Consider the following 24,799-nt stretch of genomic DNA (forward strand, 5'->3'; position numbering starts at 1 on the left):
GTTCTTTAGAAACGATCTCTGATCTCGCTGGCGCTGATTTTGATGGTGCGATGGATTCTGCTACAGGTGTGATCGATACCTTAATTACCAATGGTTCGACTGCGACTGAGATTGTTCAACATATCGGTGAAGATCTTGGCAATTTAGGTGATCTTGCTGATGGCTCACCTCTTGAAATGGTGACTGATGCAATCGAAGGTTTCACAGGTGGTGATCTTGGTGACAACCCTGTTACTGGCGTGATTGATACCATTACTGGCGGTACTGACGGTTCTCCTCTTGAAATGGTCACTGATGCAATCGAAGGTTTCACAGGTGGTGATTTGGGTGATAACCCTGTAACTGGCGTGATTGATACCATCACGGGCGGTACTGACGGTTCTCCTCTTGAAATGGTGACTGATGCAATCGAAGGTTTCACTGGTGGTGATTTAGGTGATAACCCTGTGACTGGCGTGATTGATACCATCACTGGTGGTACCGATGGTTCACCTCTTGAAATGGTGACTGATGCAATCGAAGGATTCACTGGTGGTGACTTAGGTGACAACCCTGTAACTGGCGTGATTGATACCATCACTGGTGGTACTGACGGTTCTCCTCTTGAAATGGTGACCGATGCAATCGAAGGTTTCACGGGTGGTGACTTAGGTGATAACCCTGTAACTGGCGTGATTGATACCATCACGGGCGGTACTGATGGTTCGCCTCTTGAAATGGTCACTGATGCAATCGAAGGATTCACAGGTGGTGACTTAGGTGATAACCCTGTAACTGGTGTGATTGATACCATCACGGGCGGTACTGACGGTTCGCCTCTTGAAATGGTAACTGATGCAATCGAAGGTTTCACCGGTGGTGATCTTGGTGATAACCCTGTAACAGGTATTGTTCAACAAGGTATTGATGTGGTTCAGGGCGTTGAAAGCTTAAAAACTGAAATCATCAATACAGGTATTGATACTGTTGCTGGCACGATCATTGGTGCATTCCCTGAGTCTGAACATCCTGTTGGTGATTTAGCTGATCTAGGTACGCTTACTTTTGAAACTTCTCGCGATACTGTGAATGGTTCTTTAGAAACGATCTCTGATCTCGCTGGCGCTGATTTTGATGGTGCGATGGATTCTGCTACAGGTGTAATCGATACCTTAATTACCAACAGTTCGACTGCGACTGAGATTGTTCAACATATCGGTGAAGAGATTGGCAATTTAGGTGATCTGGCTGATGGTTCTCCACTTGAAATGGTCACTGATGCGATCGAAGGATTCACTGGTGGAGACTTAGGTGATAACCCTGTAACTGGTGTGATTGATACCATCACGGGCGGTACTGACGGTTCTCCTCTTGAAATGGTCACTGATGTAATCGATGGCTTCACAGGTGGTGATTTAGGTGATAACCCTGTGACTGGCGTGATTGATACCATCACGGGTGGTACTGATGGTTCGCCTCTTGAAATGGTGACCGATGCAATCGAAGGTTTCACGGGTGGTGACTTAGGTGATAACCCTGTAACTGGCGTGATTGATACCATCACGGGCGGTACTGATGGTTCGCCTCTTGAAATGGTCACTGATGCAATCGAAGGATTCACAAGTGGTGACTTAGGTGATAACCCTGTAACGGGTATTGTTCAACAAGGTATTGATGTGGTTCAGGGCGTTGAAAGCTTAAAAACTGAGATCATCAATACAGGTATTGATACTGTTGCTGGCACGATCATTGGTGCATTCCCTGAGTCTGAACATCCTGTTGGTGATTTAGCTGATCTAGGTACGCTTACTTTTGAAACTTCTCGCGATACTGTGAATGGTTCTTTAGAAACGATCTCTGATCTCGCTGGCGCTGATTTTGATGGTGCGATGGATTCTGCTACAGGTGTGATTGATACCTTAATTACCAATGGTTCGACTGCGACTGAGATTGTTCAACATATCGGTGAAGATCTTGGCAATTTAGGTGATCTGGCTGATGGTACTCCGCTTGAAATGATCACTGATGCAATCGATGGTTTCACAGGTGGTGATTTAGGTGATAACCCTGTGACTGGCGTGATTGATACCATCACGGGCGGTACTGATGGTTCGCCTCTTGAAATGGTGACTGATGCGATCGAAGGTTTCACCGGTGGTGATCTTGGTGATAACCCTGTAACTGGCGTGATTGATACCATCACTGGCGGTACTGACGGTTCGCCTCTTGAAATGGTGACTGATGCAATCGAAGGATTCACAGGTGGTGACTTAGGTGATAACCCTGTAAATGGCGTGATTGATACCATCACTGGCGGTACTGACGGCTCTCCTCTTGAAATGGTCACTGATGCAATCGAAGGTTTCACAGGTGGTGACTTAGGTGATAACCCTGTAACTGGCGTGATTGATACCATCACGGGCGGTACTGATGGTTCTCCTCTCGAAATGATCACAGAAACTGTAAGTGAATTCACAAACACTGATGAATCATTGAGCACGATTACAGATTTACTTGGTAGCATCACAGGTGATTTGAATGGTGGAGCATTAGGTGAGATCACAAATCTTACAGAAACAATCAGTGAAAGCCTGAACGGTGATTCTCTAGATCCAATCACAGGTGCGATTGACGGATTCTGTAGTGATATTGGTTTTGATCTTAATAGTGAAAGTATTATTCTCGGAGTATCAGAACCAACACAAACGATTATCAGTAGTGGTAACTCTGTAATTGATAGTGTTCAAGAAAGTTCTACTGCGATATTTAGCGATAGTACGTTTGAAAGTATTAGTAGCTTGATTAGCTTAAGTGTTGAAAGTGGTGATGATTGTGGTTGTGATGGCGGTGTTGATAGTATCTTGACTGCAATCACAGGTTCGACATCTATACTTACTTCAGTTACGGATACAAGTACTTCAACTGCACCATTAACTGAAACTGTGACTCCACAAACATCGTTAACTAATCTATCAGACAATCTCTTCCATTCATTAAGCTTATTCTAAAAGCTTAAATTGAAACAAAAGCCGCTATAATTAGCGGCTTTTGTTATTTAAATATACTGTAAAATAAATATCTTCAAAATTTGGGCACAAAAAAACCGCGATTAAGCGGTTAATTGTTTAAGTTGGTGCGCTCAGAGAGATTCGAACTCCCGACCCCTTAGTTCGTAGCCAAGTGCTCTATCCAGCTGAGCTATGAGCGCATTACTTATGTGCCTATTTCGGCATGTGTTACTTTAATCTTTACTTGGTGCGCTCAGAGAGATTCGAACTCCCGACCCCTTAGTTCGTAGCCAAGTGCTCTATCCAGCTGAGCTATGAGCGCCTTAAGTAAAGTGGCGGTGAGAGAGGGATTCGAACCCTCGATACAGTTACCCGTATGCATCCTTAGCAGGGATGTGGTTTCAGCCACTCACCCATCTCACCGTAACACGAGCGCAATAATACAAACTAAAACCACATTACACAAGGGATGATCCTGTTTTTTTCATCTTTTTTAAATCAATCAAATATTTTTTAAACAATTTCTGTATTTTTTCAGCATTTTTTCGTCCAACGCTTGTTAAGATAGTCTTCTCTTTATTTATTTAGATCATTTACATAAACAGAATCTTGCAATCTTTGACGTGCAGTCCAAGTTTGGATGACTTATGCTAAAGTGATCTGCCAGATGTGAAATGGAACGATATGACTAATAATTGGGTTGATCCCGAAGCAAAAGCAGAAGCTGAACGTTACGATAATCCTATTCCTAGCCGAACTCTTATTTTAACTACATTAGAACAATTACAAACTGCAAAATCTCATGCGGAACTTGTTGATCATTTCAACCTACCAGATCAAAAAAGTATTGATGCGTTAAATCATCGCTTAAGCGCAATGGTACGTGATGGTCAGCTCATGAAGGATGGTTTTAAATATCAACCTGCAACAGATTTACCAACACACGAAGCAACGGTTTATATTAATAGTAAAGGTTTAGGTACAGCGAATATTGCTGGACACGATGATGTGCTATTACCTGAACGTGAATTAAGACTCGTTTTTAACGGCGATCGCGTTAAAGTACGTCAGACTTCAGTTGATCGCAAAGGTAAACCTTGGGGTTTTATTACTGAAGTTGTACAACGTCGTGTCAAACAGATTATTGGTAAAGTCGCTGAGCATGAAGGTGAATACTTTATTCAACCGAGTAATCCGAATCAGCACCAACCGATTACTTTAGAAAAAGAATTAATTGAGCATGCCAATGCCAAAGTTGGCGATATGCTACGTGTTGCGATTGATGACTACCCGACCCGTGAAGAATTGGCAACAGGTCATGTCGTTCAATCCATGGCAGATAAAGCGGATACAGAGATTATCATTCCGCAGACTATTTTAGAATTTGGCTTGCCTTATGAGTTTTCTGAAGCTGTAATCAAAGAAGCTGAAAGCTTTAAAGAACCTTCAGAACAAGATATTAAAGGTCGTGTTGATTTACGTGACTTACCGTTAGTTACTATTGATGGTGAAGATGCACGAGACTTTGATGATGCTGTCTATGCTGAAAAACGTTCAGGTGGTGGTTATCGTGTGGTTGTTGCGATTGCTGACGTAAGCCATTACGTTCGTTTAGATTCACCTTTAAATGAAGAAGCAGAAGAACGCGGCACCTCAGTTTATTTCCCTCACTTTGTCTTGCCGATGCTTCCTGAAGCATTATCAAATGGTTTGTGTTCTTTAAATCCACATGTAGATCGTCTATGTATGGTCTGTGACTTAAAGCTATCTCGTGCTGGAAAAGTGACAGGTTATGAATTCTATCCTGCGGTAATGCATTCTAAGGCGCGTCTGACTTACACACAAGTTGGTCGATATTTTGAGGGAGTAACCGATGCTATCCCTGAAGATAAAACTATTCATAAATCACTAAATACTCTTTTCCAGCTTTATCAGACCCTCAAAGAGTTACGTGCTAAGCGTCATGCGATGGAATTTGAAACCATCGAAACCTACATGACTTTTGATGAATTAGGTGGAATCAAAGAAATCCTGCCTCGCTCACGTAATGATGCGCATAAGCTCATTGAAGAATGTATGTTATTAGCCAATGTCGCTGCTGCGGAATATGCTTTAGAACATGACATCCCAATGCTCTACCGTGTACATGAGGCTCCTGAATTTTCACGTATCCAGAAAGTTCGTGATTTCGTAAAATTACTTGGTTTACCATTCCCAGAACAACCTACTCAGGCTGATTATCAACGTGTTATTGAAGCGACCAAAGATCGTCTAGATGCGCCAAGCATTCATGCCGTGTTACTACGCTCAATGATGCAAGCGTATTACGGTGCCAAGAATTCTGGGCATTACGGTTTAGCATACGAAGCCTATACGCACTTTACTTCACCAATTCGTCGTTACCCTGACTTATTATTGCATCGTGCGATTAAAGCCTATTTAGATAAGAAGGCTTATCCTCTTTCAGGTGCAGCACTAGATGATGCGGGTGAGCATTTCTCACAAACTGAACGTCGTGCTGATGAAGCATCACGCAGTGTCACGACCTGGTTAAAATGCCACTATATGCAACAGCATTTAGGTGATGAATTTGTCGGTATCATAAGTGCAGTAACAGAATTTGGTTTATTTGTTACCTTAAAAGACCTCTATGTAGATGGCATGATTCATGTCAGCCAGTTGGGTGAAGATTATTTCCTCTATGATCAAGCTAGCCAAAGTCTAATTGGTCAGAATCGTGGACAGTCATTTAGCCTCGGTGACGAAGTAAAAATTCAAGTGGCTGGTGTGAATTTGGAAGAACGTAAAATCGACTTCCAATTGGTACAACAACTCACTCATTTAGGTCGTGTGATTCGTCAAAAAGCACCGCGTACAACATCAACTCGAGCAGCCACTACAGAAGAAGTTTTTGGCAAGGCACCAACGGCATCCAAAGTAAGTGAAGATGGTGAAAAGCCTGTGCGTAAGAAAAAGGATAAGAACAAACCAAGTTCTTATACTAAAAAACCTGCTAAAAAAGCTTCGACTAAGCCCGAAAATAAAGAAAAGGCAAAGAAAAAAATAAAAAAGAAAAAGTCGAATGCAAAAGCAAAGAGTGAATAACTCATAAAATAAGAGAGCTTCGGCTCTCTTTCTGTTTTAGAGTTTCAGCTTTTCTTAAATTAAGTTCTATCAAAAAACACGAGTACTCCCCAAAAGCCAAATAAGACAAGATACCAAATCTGCCCTACCAATTCTTTCCCACCAAAAGTACTCAGTATTTCAAAAGTGAGTCCAGATGCAAACAATGCTAACAGCCCAAATACCGCCAGCATGATTGCCCAATCTCCCAAGCCATATAAACGTTGTGGTTTTTCACCACTTTTCTTACGTTTAAACCAGCTTAGGAATAACTTATAGTAGACATAGAGTGCCCCAGCACCACACACAAGAAAGAACAACGTCGAAGCTGGACTATTGGCAGATGGACTTCCAATCCCCCTATAGCCCACATATACCGCATTGTTTATCGTAGCGCTGGAGTGAGCAGAAACACACAAAGTTAAGAACAAAACACTGATATTTTTTAATCTCATGATTAGGTTTAACCTATCTAGTTACGCATCGCGCTACAAAAAATTCTTCGTTAGATTTTCTTTGATCATGAGTTTAGCAAGAAATCGGCTTTCATCAAGACATTTACACCGCAGATAAAATTTCTTTTAAATTATAATTGCTTATCAATATTTTAAACCACAATCCTAAACCACATACAGGCGTTTATAAATAAAAAATGAATCTAGATATAAGAGATGAAGCATAGTTACACTTGATTTCTCCCCCGCTAAGCCCTACATCTATAACTATGTTTAAAGATGAATATGGCAAAAATACAATGACACTACAGCAAGCGACACTCCCCACTCCCCAGTTTGATCAAATTCAACTTGCAGAATTAAAACAACAGATTGAACAGACTATTCAAAATGGTCAAAACTTCTTAAATCAACTCAAAGAAGTTCCACAAGCTCCTGAAGACCAACTGGCAACCTTGGCGGAAGTCGATCAGCTTGAAAATAATATGAGTGAATCATGGGGAATTTTGTCACACCTCAATGCGGTCATGAACAATGCCGAAACCCGTGAGGTGTATCAGGCACTTTTACCAAGTTTAAGCGAATACTACACTCAGCTTGGACAGCACACGGCGTTGTATCAAACTTATCAACATATTCATGATAGTGCAGTATTTCAAACGCTGAGCGAAGCACAACAAAGTGCAATTAAACTCGCTTTACGTGATTTCAAACTATCAGGCGTTGCTCTTGAAGGCGAAGCCAAAAAACGTTATGCCGAAATCTCAGCACGTTTATCACAATTATCTTCAGATTTTTCTAACCATGTACTCGATGCAACACAAGCCTACTTCAAACCATTAACCGAGGAACAGCTCAAAGGCCTACCACAAAGTAGTGTTGAATTATTAAAGCAATACGGCCAACAACGTGAGCTTGAGCAAGCCGTTGCCACACTCGACTTCCCTGCTTATTTTGCGATTATGACCTATGCCGATGATCGAGAACTTAGAGAGGAACTCTACAAAGCCTACGTGACTCGTGCCTCAGAACAATCAGAAAAAACTGAATTCGATAATACCCCTGTGATGGAAGAAATTCTGAGCTTGCGTCAAGAAATGGCTCAACTGCTTGGCTTCAATAATTTTGCTGAATATTCATTGGCTAGCAAAATGGCACCTGATGTTGATACCGTCGATAAGTTTTTGGTCGACTTGGCCGAACATGCCCGCACACCAGCCCTTGCTGAAATCGCTGAACTGAAAGCAATTGCACAACAAGATTGTGTTGAAGAATTAAAACCATGGGATGCAACCTACTATTCTGAAAAATTGAAACAACAACAGTTCAATTTGTCTCAAGAAGCGCTTAAACCGTATTTCCCAGCACCCAAAGTTGTGGATGGTTTATTCCAAATCGTTCAACGTCTTTATGGTATTCAAATCATCGAGCGCCATGCTCCTGTATGGCAGAATGATGTTCGTTATTTTGAAATTGAAGATCAAGGTCAAGTCGTTGGTGGTTTCTACTTCGACCTTTATGCGCGTAATGGCAAACGTGGTGGCGCATGGATGAGTGGTTTCCGTTCTCGTGTACAAAATGCGAATGGTCTACAAAAACCAATTTGTTATATGGTGTGTAACTTTACCCCACCGATTGGCGATCAGCCTGCGCTACTGACTCATGATGAAGTGATTACACTATTTCATGAATTTGGTCATGGCTTACATCACATGCTGACCGAAGTGGATAATATCTCAGTTGCAGGTACGCATGGTGTAGCATGGGATGCCGTTGAATTACCAAGCCAGTTCATGGAATTTTGGGCTTGGGATAATGAAAGTTTAGATGTACTCAGCGAACATACTGAAACTAAGCAAACTTTACCGCAAGAATTGCTATCTGCTTTGTTGAATGCACGTTTCTTCCAGTCAGGTATGCAAACTCTGCGTCAGATTGAATTCGCTCTGTTTGACTTAAACATTCACCGTCAAACACCCGCTTTAAACAGCGAGCAAATCCAAACTACATTAGATGACATTCGTGCTAAATTTGCGGTTGTTCCTACTGTTCCTTATAACCGTTTCCAACACAGCTTTAGTCATATTTTCGCTGGCGGTTATGCAGCAGGTTATTATTCTTATAAATGGGCGGAAGTTTTGGCGAGCGACGCCTTTGATCGTTTCGAAAATGAAGGTATTTTTAACACCGAGACTGGAAAAGAATTTAGAAAGTTTATTCTAGCAGTTGGCGGAAAAGATACAGCACTTGATGCGTTTCGCAATTTCCGAAAAAGAGAACCAAAAATAGATGCATTATTACGTCATCAAGGTTGGACGAATACGCATAAAACCGCTTAAACTACGTCATTATTGTTCACAGGATGTAATTAACTGACATGAAAAGACAGTTCATCGCGGGTGCTAAATGCCCAAAATGTGGAGCCTTAGATCGTGTGGTTAAGATCATCACTGTGGATGACGAATGGATTGAATGTATCGAATGTGCTTATAGTGAACAGCGTCCTACTCACGTAGAACCAGCTGAACCCGCTGAGCCAGATGAAATTGGGGTGATACAATTCAAGCCTCGTCATTTTGACTAGAAAGGTTAAAAAATGATGTCCTCGTATCAAAATGAAAACTCTAAATTATTATGGATGATCATCGGTGGAATCAGTATCGTCGTGGTACTGATTTTTGCAGTACAGTGGTTTCTATCTCAAAAAAATCATGAAGCAACTGTTACACCAACGGTGCCAACGATTAGTAAAGCTGCACCGTCAGCACGTCCAGTCGAAACGACTGAAACTGTACAAGCTGCAAGCGAAGTTACTGCACCTATCCAACTAGTTGAAGAGTCAATTATCAAAGATCCAATTCCTGCAAATGACACTTTAGCCAAAGAAGAAATTGCTAAACTGGATGATATTCATCAACAACTTAAAGATCAGCAAAATGAGCTAAAGCAACAACACACTGATGTTGATACTTTAGTAAAACTGAAAGAAGATCAAATTAAGCTTCTTGAAGCTCAACTTGCAGCACAAAATAAATCATAAATAAATAAGGCTTTAACATGGGTTATAGCCTTAATGTCTTCGATGATTTGTTGGCCATGCTTGATTTAGTTCATCCCTTAATGTGAGGTCTTAACCTCTCTACTTTATATAATTCAATCGAAAATAATAATCGTACATTTCTTTAAAGGCAGCAGAGGCTTAGAATACAAGCTGCATCCTTGCACTCACAATGATTATGACGCTGAATCAACCTAATCGTAAGCTCTTCTTAGCGATTAGCTGCCTGACCATCTCGGCTTTTCTTTTCTCCATCATGGGAATCTGCATCAGATACGCATCTCAAACTGTAGATAATTACACGATTGTTTTTTTCCGTAATTTCGTTGGGTTGATGCTTTTTCTACCATTTATTATGAAACAAGGTACAAGCTTTGTTAAAACAGAAAAATTGTGGATGCATACTTGGCGAAGTCTGGTTGGGCTTGCGGCAATGTATGGTTTTTTCTATGCGATTGCACATTTGAAATTGTCCAATGCCATGGTATTTACGTATTCCTCACCTATTTTTATTCCACTGATTGCTTGGCTATTTTTAAAAGAACGTATTACTAAAGCAATGTTAATAGCAGCTGCATTAGGATTCTTAGGCGTATTTTGTGTTGCAAAACCTGATCAAGGATTGTGGAATTGGGTGTCAGCGATAGGGATAGCATCTAGCCTACTTGCATCAATGGCGTTTGTAACCGTAAGAGCACTAACCAAAACTGAACCTCCAGAACGTATCGTGTTTTATTTTTGCTTGATCGGCTCCTTACTTTCAGCCATACCGATGTTTTGGGTTTGGCGACCATATGCTTTGAAAGAACTTTTTTTTCTTATTGCAGCAGGAATACTTGCGAATGTAAGCCAAATTTTTATGTCTCATGCTTATCGCCTTGCTCCAGCTGGACAGATAGCACCAGTCAACTATATGGCGATCATTTTTGCGGGTGTTTGGGGCTTCTTTCTATGGCAAGAAACACCTGATTTTTATAGTTTATTCGGTTTTGGATTAATATTACTGGCAATTATTTTATGTAGTCCTTTGAGTCAAAGGCAAAGAAAAAGTCTCTAATAAAGCACAAATAAAAAAGCACCCGAAGGTGCTTTTTTAGGAGATAAGAGTTAGTGTTTATACCAACCAAACATTTGGAAAATGTATGGTGCGTAAGTTACCAACACTAAAGATGAGAACAATACGATAATAGGTAATAACCAACGCTCATATCGGAAGTAGAAACTTGTATATTTCTCTTTCGCTTCCTTATCAGCTGCCGTAACCTCTTCATCACCGACGGAGAGTCGCGTCAACAAATGGTTCAGCGCAACAGGCGGTGTCACATAACCAAACTCAAATGCAACCAATACGATCATCCAGAAGTGAATTGGATGGATACCATTCTCGTAAGCCACTGGAGCAATGGTTGCAGCAACAAGAATTACCGCACCGAATGGATCGGTTGTCATACCAATAATTGCTAGTAAAAGCGCAATAAATGCCAGTGAAATATAGATATTACCCAAGTGTGTAGGCAATAACTCAACTACTTCTGCACGTTCGATTAGACCACCAACACTTGCAGACAGAGCCATCAACAAGATTAATGCACCAATATGTCCTACAGTTTCTGATGTTGCAAAACGTAAAGCACCACCAAAACCAAAGCCTTTACTGCCATGTGGATCATGAGACTTTAAGAACTCAGACTTTTTCTCATGCTCACGAACTAAAGCTTCATGTTTAGGATCTGTTACTGGTACTGGATGTTTAGCCGCAAATAATTTGTCGAACAAAATCATCGCGATTAATACCAATGGAAGAATCATTGGTGCTGTAAATTCATTGATTGATGTATCTAAAGCAAGCTTATAGAACATCACCACGGCGAAACCAATGATCACATAAGGAATCACAGGAATACACGCGCGTAACATACCAGGTACAGCAACTTTCGGTGAATTCACACGGAATTTTTCTTCAGCAAGAATCAATGAAACGCCTAAGAAAATAAATGCGGTTAACCAGAAGACATAAATACCGTGATCAAATAACTCTGTTGAAGTCACATGACGACTATCAAGCATCGAAATCAAAATCACAAGTAAACAAGGACGGATCACTACACCTAGTGAACCTGACATTGCAGATACCGCTAAGGCATATTGACGACGTGCACCAGAGTTCCAAACCTCTTTATAGATGATCGCACCAGCTGCAATAACGAAAATACCAGAAGCACCTGTATATGCTGTTGGAATCGCTGCTGCAATCAAGATTAACCAAGTTAAAGTTTCTGGAGCCAAGTTCCATGGACGTAAAATATTCAGGAACAAATCCATGACACGCGTTTGGGTTAGTAACATACCTGCCCAAATGAACAATGCTAGGTTTAAGAAAATCCCTGAGAATTCAACCAAAATACCGAGGTAAATACCTTGCCCCATTGGATAATCCATGAAGAAGGTAAAAACAATACCTGTCACAAGTGACATATAGGCATACAAAGGTACGCTTAAGAATGCTAAACCAACATTTCCTTTTTCTTGAGCATTTTTAGGGACCAAGAATAATTGGAATACACTGATAATGGTCATGACTACGAATAAAATAATCCATAACCATGAAATCGCCATCGTTTTAGCTGTAACTTCAACACCAGAATTGAGTAAGGACTGATATTGGCTCCAAACAGAAGCACTTAATAATCCATTACCCAAGATCATCAAAGTTGAGTAAACACGATAATCAATTTTGCTTTTTGGCGCACGTAAACCAATATGGTGGTAGCGCAAAGATGCTGTAATCGACGTAAATAAGACCATAACTAATAAAAGAACAGTCTGGTTTTCCGATCCAACCTTAAAGATACCGAAGAAAGATGTTTCAACTTGACGATATGTACGAATGCTTGGATGTGCTTCCAAATGCTTCATAGCTTTATCGTAAAATTGATATTTCTCTTCACACTGTTGCTGTGCACCCATTAAAGAAGCACGAACATCTGCTTCAGAAGCAGCACCAAACATGCTTGCGAACTCATCCGCAGCATTTGCTTTCATTTGCGCTTGAACTTGTGCTTCGATGTCAGGATGTCGATCACAAGAAGGTTTTTCAGGTTCAGCTCGTAAATACGAGTACTGCATTCCTGTAGTTTGATCACCGTAAAGACGCTCACCCATACGGAGCATCTGACCGTGAATCATTTCGCCAGTACCAATAAGCAAAGTCATTAGCAACAAAGCAAGAATGATAAATGTAGATATCCAATCATTCCAGATATAACCCAAACGAGCTAATCCAGACTTTTTGTCTTGATCATTTTGCATGTGTATTCCAGTTTATTTTTTCTCAACATCCATCCAAAGATGTTGAATCATGCGTTGTCCTTGGTTGATAGATAAATGAATTACCCTCTTCGGAACCAATCCCTTTTTAAACCGCCTAAATTTGCAGCAAAGTTTTCTAAAAAATAATGACTGCAATCACTTTTTTGTAAGTTTTTTTTATCAATTTAAACAAAGAATAATTTTAACCGTAAAAATATTAAAAGCATTTAACCTACTGTCTAAGCATACTGGTTTACTTGGATTTGCAAAATCTTTGGCAAAAATATTTAAAACGATTAACTATCTCAAATTTATTCAAATTTCTTATTTAGAGAAAATTGATGAGCTATTTCGAGAAATAAAAAAGCACCCGAAGGTGCTTTTTTTATTGTTAGTTTAGTTATACCAACCAAACAATTTAAAGAAATACGGAACGTAAGCAATAATTAAGATTGCAGGTACCATCACCAATAAAGGCAATATCCAACGTTCATATCGATAGTAGAAAGACAAATGACGAACTTCTGCATCTGCTTCAGCCACTTCTGCATCACCAATCGATTGTCGAGCCAAGAGATGGTTTAACGCAACTGGAGGTGTGACATAACCCAACTCAAAACCAATAAGCGCAATCATCCAGAAATGAACAGGATCAATACCATATTGATATGCAACAGGTGCGACTGTAGCCGTGATCAGAATCACAGCACCAAATGGATCCATAATCATACCTACGAAGATCATCAATAATACAATCAACGTAATCACGACAACAATATTATTAATATCTTGTGGGAATGCTTCCATGATATGAATTTGCTCAAGGAAACCACCGACACTTACTGAAAGCGCCATCAGAATCACAAGTGCACCGATATGCCCTACTGTTTCACTTGAAGAAGCATGCAATGCTTTAGCAAATGAGATGTTACGCTCTGGTTTGCGTGGGTCATCTTCTGGATTAATTTTTGGTGCAGGTTGACTACCATCCGCAGGCAATGTGTAGCTATTCAAAGTACTGTCCCAATGACCAACTGGCGCCAACGGTGCAGGTTCTTTACGTAACTTATCAAACAATACCATCATCAATAGAATCACAGGCATCATTACAGGTGCAGTAAATTCATTGAGATCAGTTGCTAATGCATGTTTGTAGAATAACCAAATCAAAACAAAGATCACGATATATGGTGATACAGGTACGAACGCACGTAATGATTTAGGCAATGCAACTTTAAATGGTGCAATACGGAATTTTTGTTCTGCAAAGAATAATGCAATCACCAAGAATAAGGTTGAGGTTAATAGGAATGTGTACATCCCGTATTTATAAAGCAAATCAGTCGTTACTTCTTTGTTTAGTGAAGCGACTACTACGATCAATAAGCATGGACGTAAAACTACACCAAGTGAGCCAGACAATGCTGTTGCAGCTAATGCAAACTGACGGCGTCCACCCGCATTCCACACTTCTTTATAAATAATCGCACCCGCAGCGATAACGAAAATACCTGATGCACCTGTATAGGCTGTTGGTAATGCCGCTGCAATCAGGATTAACCAAGTTAAAGTCTCTGGAGCCAGATTCCAAGGACGCAAGATATTGAGGAATAAATCAACAATACGTGTTTGCTTGAGCAACATACCCGCCCAAATAAACAATGCTAGATTCAAGAAAATATTCGAGAATTCAACCAACTGCCCCAGATAAATACCTTGCCCCATTGGATAATCCATGAAGAAAGTAAATGCAACCCCTGTAATAATCGCCATGTAGGCATATAAAGGAATACTGAGGAAGGCTAAACCGACATTACCACCTTCACGAGTTGCAGTAGGTGGTTTGATCAGTTGGAATAAACTGATGAGTGTCAGCACACCAAACAATATCATCCACAACCAATAAATCACGTTCATTTCTGGTGTGATCGGAACACCTGAATTCATGACCGATTTATATTGGCTAATCACAGATGATGTGAGTAATGCATTACCCATCAACATCGCAATACCATAAACACGGAAATCAGTTTTGGTAGCAGGACTACGTAAACCAATGTGATGCGCTTTCAATGTTGCACTTATTGCAGCAAATACAACCATAATAACGAGGAATAACGCACGGTTCTCTGTACCAAATTTAAAGATACCAAAGAAACTAGTTTCAATTTTACGATAAGTACGAACACCAGGATTGGCTTCGATATGCTTCATTGCCTTATCATAGAATTGGTATTTCTCATCACATTGTTGCTGAGCCGCTATCAGCGAAGCTCGAACATCTGCCTCAGAAGCTACACCAAACATACTTGCAAACTCATCAGCAGCATTGATTTTCATCTGCTCTTGAACTTGTGCATCTATATTTGGATTTCTGTCACAGGTTGGTTTCTCTGGTTCAGCACGTAGAAATGAATATTGCATTCCAGTATCAGGATCACCATAAAGGCGCTCCCCCATACGTAAAAGCTGACCATGAATCATCTCACCTGTTCCAATAACCAATGTCATTAGAAGCAAGAAAAGTATGACAAAGGTCGAAATCCACTCTGTCCATATATGGCTGAGCAGACCTAATCCAGATTTTTTCTCTTGATCATGTTGCATGTCTATTCCACTTTATTGTTCTCGACACCCATCCAAAGATGTTGAATCATGCGATGTATATGGTTGATAGAGAAATAACACCCTCTTGATAACCAATCCCTATTTAAACCGTCTAAGTTGTTGATAAGTTTGTATGAAAGTGACTTAATGTTTTTATTTCTTAATCCTTTTTAATAGCAAATAACCAAGTCCACAAAATACACCTCCAATTGCTCCAATCAAATGTGCTTCTGTTAGTACAGGACTTCCTATTAATTGTGCTGTACCTGTTTGACCAAAGGTATTTTCCCAAACAAGTTTGGCAAATATGAGCACTAAAACTAAAATTGCGAATGTTCTTTCCTTTGGATATTTTAGATAAACCAAACTTACCGCTGTATAAAGACCATGCAATACGCCTGATAAACCTGCATAAGCTTCAATATAAGGAAAGTAAAAATAAAAAATGAGGCTGATAAATGGTGGTAACAGTAATAACAACCAAACTAGATGTCTATTACGCGCATGTGGAAAAATAAAAGGTAAACAAGCAAATGCAAGCATATTCAAAAAGAAATGCATCCATCCAACATGTACCCAATGGGCTGTCCATAAACGCCAGACTTCGACCAGTACACTAGGCTTCCAATAGATGAAATGATCAGCAAAAACTTGCAGACTTGCAGAGATCGAAATACATACTGCGATCAATATGACTTTCCGTATCCATATTTGATCTTTCATTTACGTACCCCTCTTTTAAAACGAACCTTTTACATTCAACATTAATCAGTAATGTACTTAAATAATGTAAAAGGTCGTTTAATCTAGGTTACTGAGCTGGGGTCTCTTCTGCAGGAGCAGATGCACCATCCCCACCACCATCAAATAGCTCATCTAATTCTGAAGAACTTTCTTGTTTATCATCCCAGAATGTTGATAGACCTTCATCGGTAGCACGTATGCCAGTATTTTCTGTCCAGTAACGATCCGCAATTCCACGAACCATTAGACCTGCCATTTTGTCAATTAATCTAAATTGAGGGTTTGCAGGTTTATCTTCCCCTGTTGCAGCAGCATATGAACGGAATGCATCTCTAAGTTTTGCATCATCACCACTTGCTTGTGCAGCAACAGCATAAAGTGCATGTGCTAAGCGAACACCTTTTTTCTCACCAATTTGCATCGATTCTTTCATCGTTGCATAAGGTTCAGGTTTACCATCACCAGCACCTGGTAATAATGTCCAAATCACAGCACGAGTCGCCATTGGAGCGCCCCAGAACTTTTCATTATCTAGACATGCCATACCACGTTCTACAATACCCGCAATATCTTTCGGTACATTGATTGCACCACCAGAGTTAATATCATTGGTCATCGCTTGTAGACCATTCACCATACCCAATAAATATACGGTTTGATCTAAATCATTACGCATAGTTGGACATGAATCGCCTAATTTATACTTATATTTAGTTTCCCAACGATTTGCGAAAAGCTTGTAGCTTGCATATTGACGTTCTGCTGCAATACCAGCCCAACGTTTTTGCTCAATACGAGCATCTTGAGCTTCAGTCACTTGACCCGCTTTAGAAGCACGCAAATAACGCAATTCAGCCTCAAGCGCTTGATTTTCGGCACAAATACCCGCGGCAGTATACAATAAAACAGCCATTCGAGTCGGGTCGGCACCCATATCTTTGGTTGACATAATTGCAGGAGTTAATGCATTTCCTGAATTACATACCATTTCAGCATCTTCCATTGCTAAAATTGGTGGTACGATATGTTTTTCACTGAATCCTAACGCGACATTTGCACCAGTTTTAATGACATATGAACACCCTGATAACATTGAAGTTGTAACCAAAGCAACCGCCACACCCTGTCCAATTTTGTGGAGTTTAGACATTCTTCCTGTCCTCTAATTAATTTGTTTTTCCTTTTAGATGTACCTTATCAGATGCAATACTTGAATTCAAGAGTAATTGCTCTAATTTTAACGTGGACATTTTGACACAAGTCACAGAAAAGAGAATTGACAGAGAATTGAAGATCTAAAAATTTCAGGCAAAAAAAAGTAGCATTGCGACGGTTCAGCACATGCTACTTATTAACTGGTTAAAACGTGAAACTCTTTTATATTTTAGTTTTGTTGCAAATAATCCTTGAGTAATGTTCCAGCTCTTCCTATAACAATCGCCATAACGACTGCAATTACTAGAAACATCCACATTGAAATCTCCATAGAGACCTCCTACACTTTTTGTATCTACTTTTGATAGATACTAGATCGACGTTCGACATCAGCATTCACGGGATTGTGATATATTGATGACACCTTCAATCTCTTTCTCTTGGTCACTGCAACATTACGTTGATGTGATTCAAGAAGTTCCCTGAGTAAAGTTCCTGCTCTTCCTATTACAATTGCAAAAACGATTGCAATCACCAGAAACGACCATGTTGGAATTTCCATCATTTTAGGACCTCCACCACACTTTACGTTGGTGTTTGTACTTTAGCGAAAAGGTAGCGATCTTGATGCTCAGATTGTCTGACAATCATCATTTTCATTATTTTTTAGAGTATTTAATCTAACAATTGTTTTTAAAGTTGAGTAAAAAAACACTATCTAAATGATTTATATTAAATTAATTTAATTATACAAATGTAGACTTGTCTAACAATTATGCAAGTTTTGAGAGTAATTTAAGCATTTTCCATTGATTTAAAGACAATTGATCCCACCAAATTACACATGTTTTTGATTCAATATTAGAAAAATGCAGCACAATATATAAATGATGATCAACAATTTTGAGTAATTTTCCTTGCTCGATATTAAGCTCTACTCCATCAAAACGAATCGACCAATCATCGTCACAGAGATACTCAATTTGATTTATTTTCGGTTTGTTTAATGCCGACCAGCCCGCCCATCCCATAATCAACAAGCACACTAACCATAAAAAAGCTGACAATAATTGATAAAGTAGGATATTGATACCCAAAAAACAAAACAGCTGCAATCCTAGCGAAAATCGACTAGATTGCAGCTCAAAAATACGTTTAGCCGTGTACATATTTTTTTAATTTTAAAATAAACGCTTTTAACTCTGCACGTGGTGGCTCACCCACTTCCATAAACCAATCCAACAAATCAGGATCTTCTTGATCCACCAACTCTGCAAATAATGCTTTTTCTGTTGGGTCTGCAGTCAAATAATATTGTTTAACATAAGGGTCAAAGTACACATCAATTTCTTTTAACCCACGACGTGCACGATAAATCACCTTGCGCTCTTCCAGTGTCATTTCATCAGACATTACTTATTCCACTTGCAACAAAGACAGCATAGTGTACCTGATCCAGTTTTATCTGCGCATAGATTTTTATAAGGTGACCAAATACATCAATCAAAATGAGCATTGATCACATTGTTGAATAATTCAGCTTTCTTGTATCTTCATGATGATCATTTAATCCAATGAACTAGGGAAAAAATAACAAATGCAATCAGGTGCAATTCGTCCAATTCCAAACATGCTTCCACGTAAACTTTTTACTCCAGACCATGAGGCATTCCGTGAAACTGTTCGTAAGTTCTACGAAAAAGAAGTTGTTCCAAATATCGAAAAGTATGAGAAACAGCAGCATGTAGATCGCGATTTATGGAACAAAGCAGGTGCGCTAGGTTTGTTATGCACAACGATGCCTGAAGAATATGGTGGCTCAGGTGTGGATCGACTCTACAGTATGATTCTGATTGAAGAACAAGCATATGCGATGGACTCAAGCACAGGTTTTTCTTTGCATTCAGATATCGTTGCTAATTACATTAATAATTTTGGTAATGAAGATCAGAAGCAAAAATGGTTGCCAAAAATGGCATCAGGCGAAACGGTTACGGCTATTGCTATGACAGAACCAGGTACAGGTTCAGATTTGCAAGCTGTTCGTACGACGGCTGTACTTGATGGTGATGAATACGTTATCAATGGTTCTAAAATTTTCATTACCAATGGCTATCTTTGCGATATGGCAATTGTAGTTTGTAAAACAGGTAACAGCGACAAAGGTTCAGCCAATCTTTCATTAATTATTGTCGAAGCAGATCGTGCAGGTTTTAGTAAAGGTAAACCTTTAAACAAAATTGGAATGAAAGGACAAGATACATGCGAACTCTTCTTTGACAACGTCCGCGTACCAAAAGAAAATTTACTAGGTATGGAAGGCATGGGCTTTATCATGCTCATGAAAGAATTAGCATGGGAACGTATGTTAGTTGCGATTATTTGCCAAGCAGGTGCTGAGGCAGCTTTTGCACATACAGTTCAATATACTAAAGACCGTAAAGCATTTGGAAAACCAATTGGGACTTTCCAAAATACTCGCTTTAAACTAGCTGAACTAAGAACTGAAATTGATTTCTGTCGTACCTATTTAGATCGTTGCATGGAATTACAGTTAGAAGAAAGTCTAGGTGTCGATGCTGCTGCGGCTGCCAAATACAAAATTTCAGACATGTTCTCTAAAGTTGTAGATGAATGCTTACAATTGCATGGCGGATACGGTTATATGCTTGAATACCCAATCGCACGTGCCTACATCGACAACCGTGCAAACCGTATTTATGCTGGAACCAATGAAATCATGAAAGAGCTGATTTCTCGCACCCTATAATAAGATCTAAAGGGATAGCACTATCCATAATGCTATCCCTTTTTAAATCACTTCTGTTCTGTTTTTTCTGAGTGTTGTGCATCTTGCGCATTCATACGCATCATGATTTTCTTTATAGTGGCATGATCAGCATGTTGTTGCATCGTAGTATTCAGTGCTGCTCGAGCATCTTGTGTTGTGAAATGAGCAATCTCGCCACCAATATCACTTGCTTTCTTCGCCCAAGCCTTTCCCTCAGCAGATTCATAGAATTTCAACGCTGCTTCTAATTCTTTTTGATTAAAAGTTTCCACATAACGTTGAACAATAAACTGCTTTCGTTTTTCGCTATTCAAATTCTTACCCAAATCCACATAAAACTGCTCAGGAATATCTTTAGGCAGTCGCATACGAATTTGCTCAATAATCATTTTATCAGTATTCTGTAAACCTTGCTCAGTGCCGTCCATGGATACCAGCTTCTGTGCAACGGTCTCTTTCTTTTTAATATCTTCTGCAAAAGTCGCTGTGCTTAACATTAAAGTTATTAAAAGCAAGCCTAACCTCATGATTTCTTCCTTGATCGTTATTTAAATTTTGAATCAATATACTCGAATTCTTAACAGAAATTAAAATTTTGGAATAAAAAAACCTATGTATTAACATAGGTTTTTTTATCAAACAAAAAATTTATGAAACTAATTTAGGCTTACGATCCGCTTGCTCACCACGTTTATGGAATTGCAATACGCCATCGTTAAACTTAGCATCTTTTAGATCTTTACGATCTGCAAGATAGTTATTGGTAATTTTCCAAGGTGCTTGCTTACCTTGTTTTGGCATAACATCTGCTGCACGTGCGATATAACCAGAAGACAATTTACCCATAATGGTATCCTGTTCAAATTGACTTGGGTCAGCATGAGCAATCACTTCATCATAGCCATTCTTATCCATATGATTAATCAAGCGGCAAATATAATCAGCTGCGATATCAACTTTTAATGTCCAAGAAGCATTGATATAACCAATAATCATTGCCATATTCGGCACATCACTCACCATCACACCTTGATACAACATGTGTTTTGAAGTATTAAGTGGCTTACCATCGATTGAACCTTGTACACCACCCAAGATTTGGATCTCTAAACCAGTTGCTGAGATCACAATATCTGCTTCTAAGTGTTTACCAGATTTTAACTGAATACCATTTGCGGTGAATTTTTCAATTTGATCTGTTTCAATACTTGCTTGACCTTCGCGTAAAGCTTTGAATAAATCACCATCAGGAACGACACACAAACGCTGATCCCATGGGTTATAGCTTGGAGTAAAGTGTTTCATATCCACTTTACCTTTTAACTGCAACTCGATTCCTTTCAACAGCAAACGACGAACAGTCTTAGGATGCTTTTGTGCTAATGCATAAATTGCACGCTGCATGCCGATATTACGAGCACGAGTAAATTTATATGCTGTTTCTTCAGACATAAATCGACGTGTCTTTTCATAAATAAAGTCAATTGAAGGCACTGTTGCGATATAAGTTGGTGAACGTTGCAACATGGTTACATGACCTGCCCCACCTTTCACCATCGAAGGAACAAGTGTAATGGCTGTTGCACCACTACCGATAATTACAACTTTTTTGCCTTTATAATCTAAATTCTCAGGCCAGTGTTGTGGATGGATAAATTGTCCTTTAAATTTATCTTGATCTGGGAATTGTGGTGCATAACCTTGGTCGTAATTATAGTAACCAGTACATCCCATCACAAAATTAGCTGACCAAGTCTGCTTTTTCTTGTTGTTGTCTTCAATTTCAACCAACCACTTTTTCTTAGCAGAATCATAGTTTGCAGAAAGTACACGATGACCAAAGTGAATTTTCTCTTTTAATTTATTTTCAGTGATCACTTCACCTAAATAACCTTTAATTTCAGGACCACTTGCTAAAACTTTTTCTTTTGCCCATGGTTTAAAGTTAAAACCAAAAGTAGACATGTCTGAATCCGAACGAATACCAGGATAACGGAATAAATCCCAAGTCCCACCAAAGCTATCACGACGCTCTAAAATTTCAAATTGGCGTTGCGGACAGTTCTTAGAAAGATGCACAGCTAACCCAATCCCAGAGATACCTGCACCAATAATTAATACATCAACTTGCTTTTCCATTTTTTTTATACCCTGTATAAACCATGTCTTTATTAAAGCACAAATTTGACAATACACAATGTCAAGTTTAGTCATTCATCGGTTTTTTTATATCAGTTCGGGACATTTTGAAAAAAAAGAGGGTAAAAAAATCCTGAGATTTTTGCTTGGATTTGCTATTTTCGGAAACTCGAAATTAAGAACACATCCTTACTTTAATATAAAAAACTAAGTTAACTAATTAATATTTATAGAACATAAAATAAATTAAGCACATCAATTGTAAAGACAATTTATAATAAAGTTTTAATGTAAATAGGAAGCTTAAATAGCTCATATACATTGTTTTGAAAGCGAATAATCCTATAAACAAACCGTGAAGAGTGTGTACCATTGATTCCGAATTTATTTGCTGAAATTATACCAGCTCAATCTGCTGCAGGAATTGCATTAGGGTTAAATTTCAACACCTTTAAAGCAGTTTGAGATTTTCAAATCATTCATGATTATGAAGAATCAGACAACTTATCTTATGAGCAAAATAAATGGCTAGTTTTACACCGAAATTTAGTACAGCCAAGTGGACATCCTATTAGTGAAATATGTTGTTATTGGAATAAAAGCATTACGCTAACATTCAATGCAAATACAAATAGACTAGAATTCATCTATGTAGGCGAAGGATATCAAGGAAAATTATTAGGTTTGTTAGGAATAGGAGATCGGTTAGATTCAGTCAAAGTACAATATAACTTTCATTTTGAAGGTGATAGACACTATCTTGAATATACGGAAGATAGTAGCCTGGCTGGAGAAATTATTCCTGTTGAGATAGAAACAAACTACAGAATAGCGTACTCAGAAGAATATTCAGACCAAATTATTCAAGGTTTCTTGATCTACTTGCCGCCAATTGAAAGGAATAATTTAAACATAATTGCTTAACTTAATACTCTTTCAATACATTTGAATACAATGTCCTTAACCTTAAACAATAAAAAAGGTCGGTTATTACACCGACCTTTTTTGGAACAACTGACTGTTCTACACGTAGAAGTATTATTTTACTTCACGGTCAACGAGTTCAACGTAAGCCATCGGTGCAGCATCACCTGCACGGAAGCCCGCTTTAAGAACACGTAGATAACCGCCGTTACGCTCTTTGTAACGAGGGCCAAGAACGGTAAATAATTTACCAACAGTTGCTGCAGAACGAGTACGAGCAAACGCTAAACGACGGTTTGCTACTGTATCGTTTTTAGCTAAAGTGATTAAAGGCTCAGCAACGCGGCGAAGTTCTTTCGCTTTAGGCAAAGTTGTTTTAATTAACTCATGCTCAACTAAAGCATTTGTTAAGTTTTGGAACAACGCCTTACGGTGGCTGCTTGTACGGCCTAATTTCACACCACTATTACGATGACGCATGGTGATAGTCCTACTTAATTAACGGCTACGATAGGCAAAACGGTCATCCATACGGAGACTAGCAGGTGGCCAGTTCTCTAAACGCATGCCGAGTTGTAAACCTTTCGATGCCAAAACATCTTTGATCTCAGTTAACGATTTTTTACCTAAGTTAGGAGTTTTTAACAACTCAACTTCAGTACGTTGAACAAGATCACCAATGTAGTAAATATTTTCTGCCTTCAAACAGTTAGCAGAACGAACAGTTAGCTCGAGATCATCTACTGGACGAAGCAAAATTGGATCAACTTCTTCGCGAGGTTCTTGAGCAACTGGAGTTTGATCTTTCTGAAGATCAACAAAGATTGCAATTTGTTGTTGCAAGATTGTTGCCGCTTTGCGGATTGCTTCTTCTGGATCAACAGTACCGTTTGTTTCAAGATCGATCACTAGCTTGTCAAGATCAGTACGTTGTTCTACACGCGCATTTTCAACGGTATAAGAAACACGTTTAATCGGGCTATATGAAGCATCTAATTGTAAACGACCTACAGGGCGAGTTTCGCCTTCTGGGAAGCGTGAATCAGAAGTTTCGTAGCCACGACCTTGAGCAACTTTAAGGCGCATTTTTAATGAACCGCTAGAACTCAAAGTACCAATTAAATGATCAGGGTTAACCACTTCAACATTATGAGGTAAACGAAGGTCAGCTGCTGTTACGTCACCTGCACCTTGCTTCTCTAATGTTAAATATGCTTCGTTTTGATCGAACAGCTTAATAGACAATCCTTTTAGGTTCAGCAAGAGCTCGACGATGTCCTGCTGCAAGCCTTCTAAAGTACTGTACTCGTGCTCGACACCTTCTATTTCTACTTCAACCACAGCAGCGCCAGGTAAAGAAGACAATAGAATGCGACGTAAAGCATTACCTAGAGTATGACCAAAGCCACGCTCTAAAGGTTCCAGAATCACTTTTGCCGAGGTCCCGCTCACCGCTTCGACCTTGATCGCTTGCGGAGTTAGAAACTCGTTTGCAGTACGCGTCATT

Annotated in this window: 19 protein-coding genes, 3 tRNA genes and 1 pseudogene; 8 read left to right on the plus strand and 15 right to left on the minus strand. The window is 39.3% G+C overall.

All coding sequences use genetic code 11. From position 1 onward, the window contains the following. Positions 1 to 608: 608 nt before the first annotated feature. Complete coding sequence (locus tag ACSC97_RS03765; protein WP_436659459.1) at positions 609 to 2,987, plus strand: beta strand repeat-containing protein; 2,379 nt, start codon at positions 609 to 611, stop codon at positions 2,985 to 2,987. Positions 2,988 to 3,110: 123 nt separating this feature from the next. Here the strand turns inward: ACSC97_RS03765 and ACSC97_RS03770 are convergent. From ACSC97_RS03770 to ACSC97_RS03780, 3 genes are all read right to left on the minus strand, one after another. After that, positions 3,111 to 3,187: transfer RNA gene (locus ACSC97_RS03770), tRNA-Arg, on the minus strand. Between the two features lie 45 nt (positions 3,188 to 3,232). Continuing rightward, positions 3,233 to 3,309 (minus strand) — tRNA-Arg (locus ACSC97_RS03775). An 11-nt stretch (positions 3,310 to 3,320) separates the two neighbouring features. Then, positions 3,321 to 3,410 (minus strand) — tRNA-Ser (locus ACSC97_RS03780). Positions 3,411 to 3,671: 261 nt separating this feature from the next. On the opposite strand from ACSC97_RS03780, the gene rnr reads away from it, so the two are divergent. Beyond that, the gene (rnr, locus tag ACSC97_RS03785) at positions 3,672 to 6,092 is read left to right on the plus strand and encodes a ribonuclease R (RefSeq protein ID WP_436659396.1); all 2,421 of its coding nucleotides are present in this window, start codon (positions 3,672 to 3,674) and stop codon (positions 6,090 to 6,092) included. Between the two features lie 59 nt (positions 6,093 to 6,151). Here the strand turns inward: rnr and ACSC97_RS03790 are convergent, their stop codons facing one another. After that, positions 6,152 to 6,565, minus strand: a complete 414-nt coding sequence (locus ACSC97_RS03790; RefSeq protein ID WP_436659398.1) for a putative four-helix membrane protein — start codon at positions 6,563 to 6,565, stop codon at positions 6,152 to 6,154. 299 nt (positions 6,566 to 6,864) lie between these two features. Here ACSC97_RS03790 and ACSC97_RS03795 point away from each other — a divergent pair, with 299 nt between their 5' ends. The 4 genes from ACSC97_RS03795 (at position 6,865) to ACSC97_RS03810 (ending at position 10,680) form a co-directional block, all read left to right on the plus strand. Further along, positions 6,865 to 8,904 (plus strand): M3 family metallopeptidase, encoded by a 2,040-nt coding sequence (locus ACSC97_RS03795; protein WP_436659400.1) that lies wholly within the window; start codon positions 6,865 to 6,867, stop codon positions 8,902 to 8,904. A gap of 38 nt (positions 8,905 to 8,942) precedes the next feature. After that, complete coding sequence (locus tag ACSC97_RS03800) at positions 8,943 to 9,149, plus strand: YheV family putative metal-binding protein (protein ID WP_004909296.1); 207 nt, start codon at positions 8,943 to 8,945, stop codon at positions 9,147 to 9,149. Between the two features lie 12 nt (positions 9,150 to 9,161). Next, the gene (locus tag ACSC97_RS03805; protein ID WP_171191666.1) at positions 9,162 to 9,605 is read left to right on the plus strand and encodes a hypothetical protein; all 444 of its coding nucleotides are present in this window, start codon (positions 9,162 to 9,164) and stop codon (positions 9,603 to 9,605) included. 196 nt (positions 9,606 to 9,801) lie between these two features. Further along, positions 9,802 to 10,680 carry a DMT family transporter gene (locus tag ACSC97_RS03810; RefSeq protein WP_419377628.1) on the plus strand — a complete coding sequence of 293 codons (879 nt, stop codon included), beginning with the start codon at positions 9,802 to 9,804 and terminating at the stop codon, positions 10,678 to 10,680. A gap of 50 nt (positions 10,681 to 10,730) precedes the next feature. Here ACSC97_RS03810 and ACSC97_RS03815 read toward each other — a convergent pair whose 3' ends face one another. The 7 genes from ACSC97_RS03815 to ACSC97_RS03845 form a co-directional block, all read right to left on the minus strand. Beyond that, positions 10,731 to 12,932, minus strand: a complete 2,202-nt coding sequence (locus tag ACSC97_RS03815) for a TRAP transporter large permease subunit (RefSeq protein WP_004951836.1) — start codon at positions 12,930 to 12,932, stop codon at positions 10,731 to 10,733. A gap of 396 nt (positions 12,933 to 13,328) precedes the next feature. Then, positions 13,329 to 15,539, minus strand: a complete 2,211-nt coding sequence (locus ACSC97_RS03820) for a TRAP transporter large permease subunit (protein ID WP_436659403.1) — start codon at positions 15,537 to 15,539, stop codon at positions 13,329 to 13,331. 153 nt (positions 15,540 to 15,692) lie between these two features. Beyond that, the gene (gene rrtA, locus ACSC97_RS03825) at positions 15,693 to 16,262 is read right to left on the minus strand and encodes a rhombosortase (RefSeq protein ID WP_004951830.1); all 570 of its coding nucleotides are present in this window, start codon (positions 16,260 to 16,262) and stop codon (positions 15,693 to 15,695) included. A gap of 88 nt (positions 16,263 to 16,350) precedes the next feature. Then, positions 16,351 to 17,433, minus strand: coding sequence for a hypothetical protein (locus ACSC97_RS03830; RefSeq protein ID WP_099948048.1), 1,083 nt, complete (start codon positions 17,431 to 17,433; stop codon positions 16,351 to 16,353). A 360-nt stretch (positions 17,434 to 17,793) separates the two neighbouring features. Further along, positions 17,794 to 18,000, minus strand: a complete 207-nt coding sequence (locus ACSC97_RS03835) for a hypothetical protein (RefSeq protein ID WP_171053826.1) — start codon at positions 17,998 to 18,000, stop codon at positions 17,794 to 17,796. A 211-nt stretch (positions 18,001 to 18,211) separates the two neighbouring features. Then, complete coding sequence (locus ACSC97_RS03840; protein WP_228128080.1) at positions 18,212 to 18,478, minus strand: hypothetical protein; 267 nt, start codon at positions 18,476 to 18,478, stop codon at positions 18,212 to 18,214. Between the two features lie 115 nt (positions 18,479 to 18,593). Next, a complete protein-coding gene (locus ACSC97_RS03845) occupies positions 18,594 to 18,851 on the minus strand; it encodes a succinate dehydrogenase assembly factor 2 (protein ID WP_039047469.1) in 258 nt (85 codons plus the stop codon). Positions 18,852 to 19,035: 184 nt separating this feature from the next. Between ACSC97_RS03845 and ACSC97_RS03850 the strand changes: the two genes are divergently transcribed. Next, positions 19,036 to 20,208: an acyl-CoA dehydrogenase family protein gene (locus tag ACSC97_RS03850; protein WP_004909327.1), complete on the plus strand. Its 1,173-nt coding sequence runs from the start codon at positions 19,036 to 19,038 to the stop codon at positions 20,206 to 20,208. Between the two features lie 47 nt (positions 20,209 to 20,255). On the opposite strand, the gene ACSC97_RS03855 is transcribed toward ACSC97_RS03850, so the two are convergent. Both ACSC97_RS03855 and ACSC97_RS03860 read right to left on the minus strand, forming a co-directional pair. Continuing rightward, positions 20,256 to 20,756: a DUF2059 domain-containing protein gene (locus ACSC97_RS03855; protein WP_436659407.1), complete on the minus strand. Its 501-nt coding sequence runs from the start codon at positions 20,754 to 20,756 to the stop codon at positions 20,256 to 20,258. 121 nt (positions 20,757 to 20,877) lie between these two features. Next, complete coding sequence (locus ACSC97_RS03860) at positions 20,878 to 22,368, minus strand: flavin-containing monooxygenase (RefSeq protein ID WP_099948045.1); 1,491 nt, start codon at positions 22,366 to 22,368, stop codon at positions 20,878 to 20,880. A 372-nt stretch (positions 22,369 to 22,740) separates the two neighbouring features. On the opposite strand from ACSC97_RS03860, the pseudogene ACSC97_RS03865 reads away from it, so the two are divergent. Then, positions 22,741 to 23,292 (plus strand): annotated as a pseudogene (locus ACSC97_RS03865) (hypothetical protein). A gap of 114 nt (positions 23,293 to 23,406) precedes the next feature. Here ACSC97_RS03865 and rplQ read toward each other — a convergent pair. Both rplQ and ACSC97_RS03875 read right to left on the minus strand, forming a co-directional pair. Next, complete coding sequence (gene rplQ, locus ACSC97_RS03870) at positions 23,407 to 23,772, minus strand: 50S ribosomal protein L17 (protein ID WP_004641032.1); 366 nt, start codon at positions 23,770 to 23,772, stop codon at positions 23,407 to 23,409. Positions 23,773 to 23,790: 18 nt separating this feature from the next. Further along, entirely contained in the window at positions 23,791 to 24,798 is a 1,008-nt protein-coding gene (locus ACSC97_RS03875) for a DNA-directed RNA polymerase subunit alpha (protein ID WP_004660372.1), read from the minus strand. Between the last annotated feature and the right edge of the window lies 1 nt (position 24,799).

The sequence above is a fragment of the Acinetobacter sp. P1(2025) genome (assembly GCF_051390655.1).
In the GTDB taxonomy this organism is placed as follows: Bacteria; Pseudomonadota; Gammaproteobacteria; order Pseudomonadales; family Moraxellaceae; genus Acinetobacter; species Acinetobacter junii.

Bases quoted from the DNA above. Each gene is read 5' to 3' on its own strand.
- ACSC97_RS03835 (WP_171053826.1), bottom strand. From the start codon at position 18,000: ATGGAAATTCCAACATGGTCGTTTCTGGTGATTGCAATCGTTTTTGCA.
- ACSC97_RS03875 (WP_004660372.1), bottom strand. From the start codon at position 24,798: ATGACGCGTACTGCAAACGAGTTTCTAACTCCGCAAGCGATCAAGGTC.
- ACSC97_RS03850 (WP_004909327.1), top strand. From the start codon at position 19,036: ATGCAATCAGGTGCAATTCGTCCAATTCCAAACATGCTTCCACGTAAA.
- ACSC97_RS03855 (WP_436659407.1), bottom strand. From the start codon at position 20,756: ATGAGGTTAGGCTTGCTTTTAATAACTTTAATGTTAAGCACAGCGACT.
- ACSC97_RS03805 (WP_171191666.1), top strand. From the start codon at position 9,162: ATGATGTCCTCGTATCAAAATGAAAACTCTAAATTATTATGGATGATC.
- ACSC97_RS03860 (WP_099948045.1), bottom strand. From the start codon at position 22,368: ATGGAAAAGCAAGTTGATGTATTAATTATTGGTGCAGGTATCTCTGGG.
- ACSC97_RS03820 (WP_436659403.1), bottom strand. From the start codon at position 15,539: ATGCAACATGATCAAGAGAAAAAATCTGGATTAGGTCTGCTCAGCCAT.
- ACSC97_RS03795 (WP_436659400.1), top strand. From the start codon at position 6,865: ATGACACTACAGCAAGCGACACTCCCCACTCCCCAGTTTGATCAAATT.
- rrtA (WP_004951830.1), bottom strand. From the start codon at position 16,262: ATGAAAGATCAAATATGGATACGGAAAGTCATATTGATCGCAGTATGT.
- rnr (WP_436659396.1), top strand. From the start codon at position 3,672: ATGACTAATAATTGGGTTGATCCCGAAGCAAAAGCAGAAGCTGAACGT.
- ACSC97_RS03815 (WP_004951836.1), bottom strand. From the start codon at position 12,932: ATGCAAAATGATCAAGACAAAAAGTCTGGATTAGCTCGTTTGGGTTAT.
- rplQ (WP_004641032.1), bottom strand. From the start codon at position 23,772: ATGCGTCATCGTAATAGTGGTGTGAAATTAGGCCGTACAAGCAGCCAC.
- ACSC97_RS03790 (WP_436659398.1), bottom strand. From the start codon at position 6,565: ATGAGATTAAAAAATATCAGTGTTTTGTTCTTAACTTTGTGTGTTTCT.
- ACSC97_RS03765 (WP_436659459.1), top strand. From the start codon at position 609: ATGGTGACCGATGCAATCGAAGGTTTCACGGGTGGTGACTTAGGTGAT.
- ACSC97_RS03845 (WP_039047469.1), bottom strand. From the start codon at position 18,851: ATGTCTGATGAAATGACACTGGAAGAGCGCAAGGTGATTTATCGTGCA.
- ACSC97_RS03810 (WP_419377628.1), top strand. From the start codon at position 9,802: ATGACGCTGAATCAACCTAATCGTAAGCTCTTCTTAGCGATTAGCTGC.
- ACSC97_RS03800 (WP_004909296.1), top strand. From the start codon at position 8,943: ATGAAAAGACAGTTCATCGCGGGTGCTAAATGCCCAAAATGTGGAGCC.
- ACSC97_RS03830 (WP_099948048.1), bottom strand. From the start codon at position 17,433: ATGTCTAAACTCCACAAAATTGGACAGGGTGTGGCGGTTGCTTTGGTT.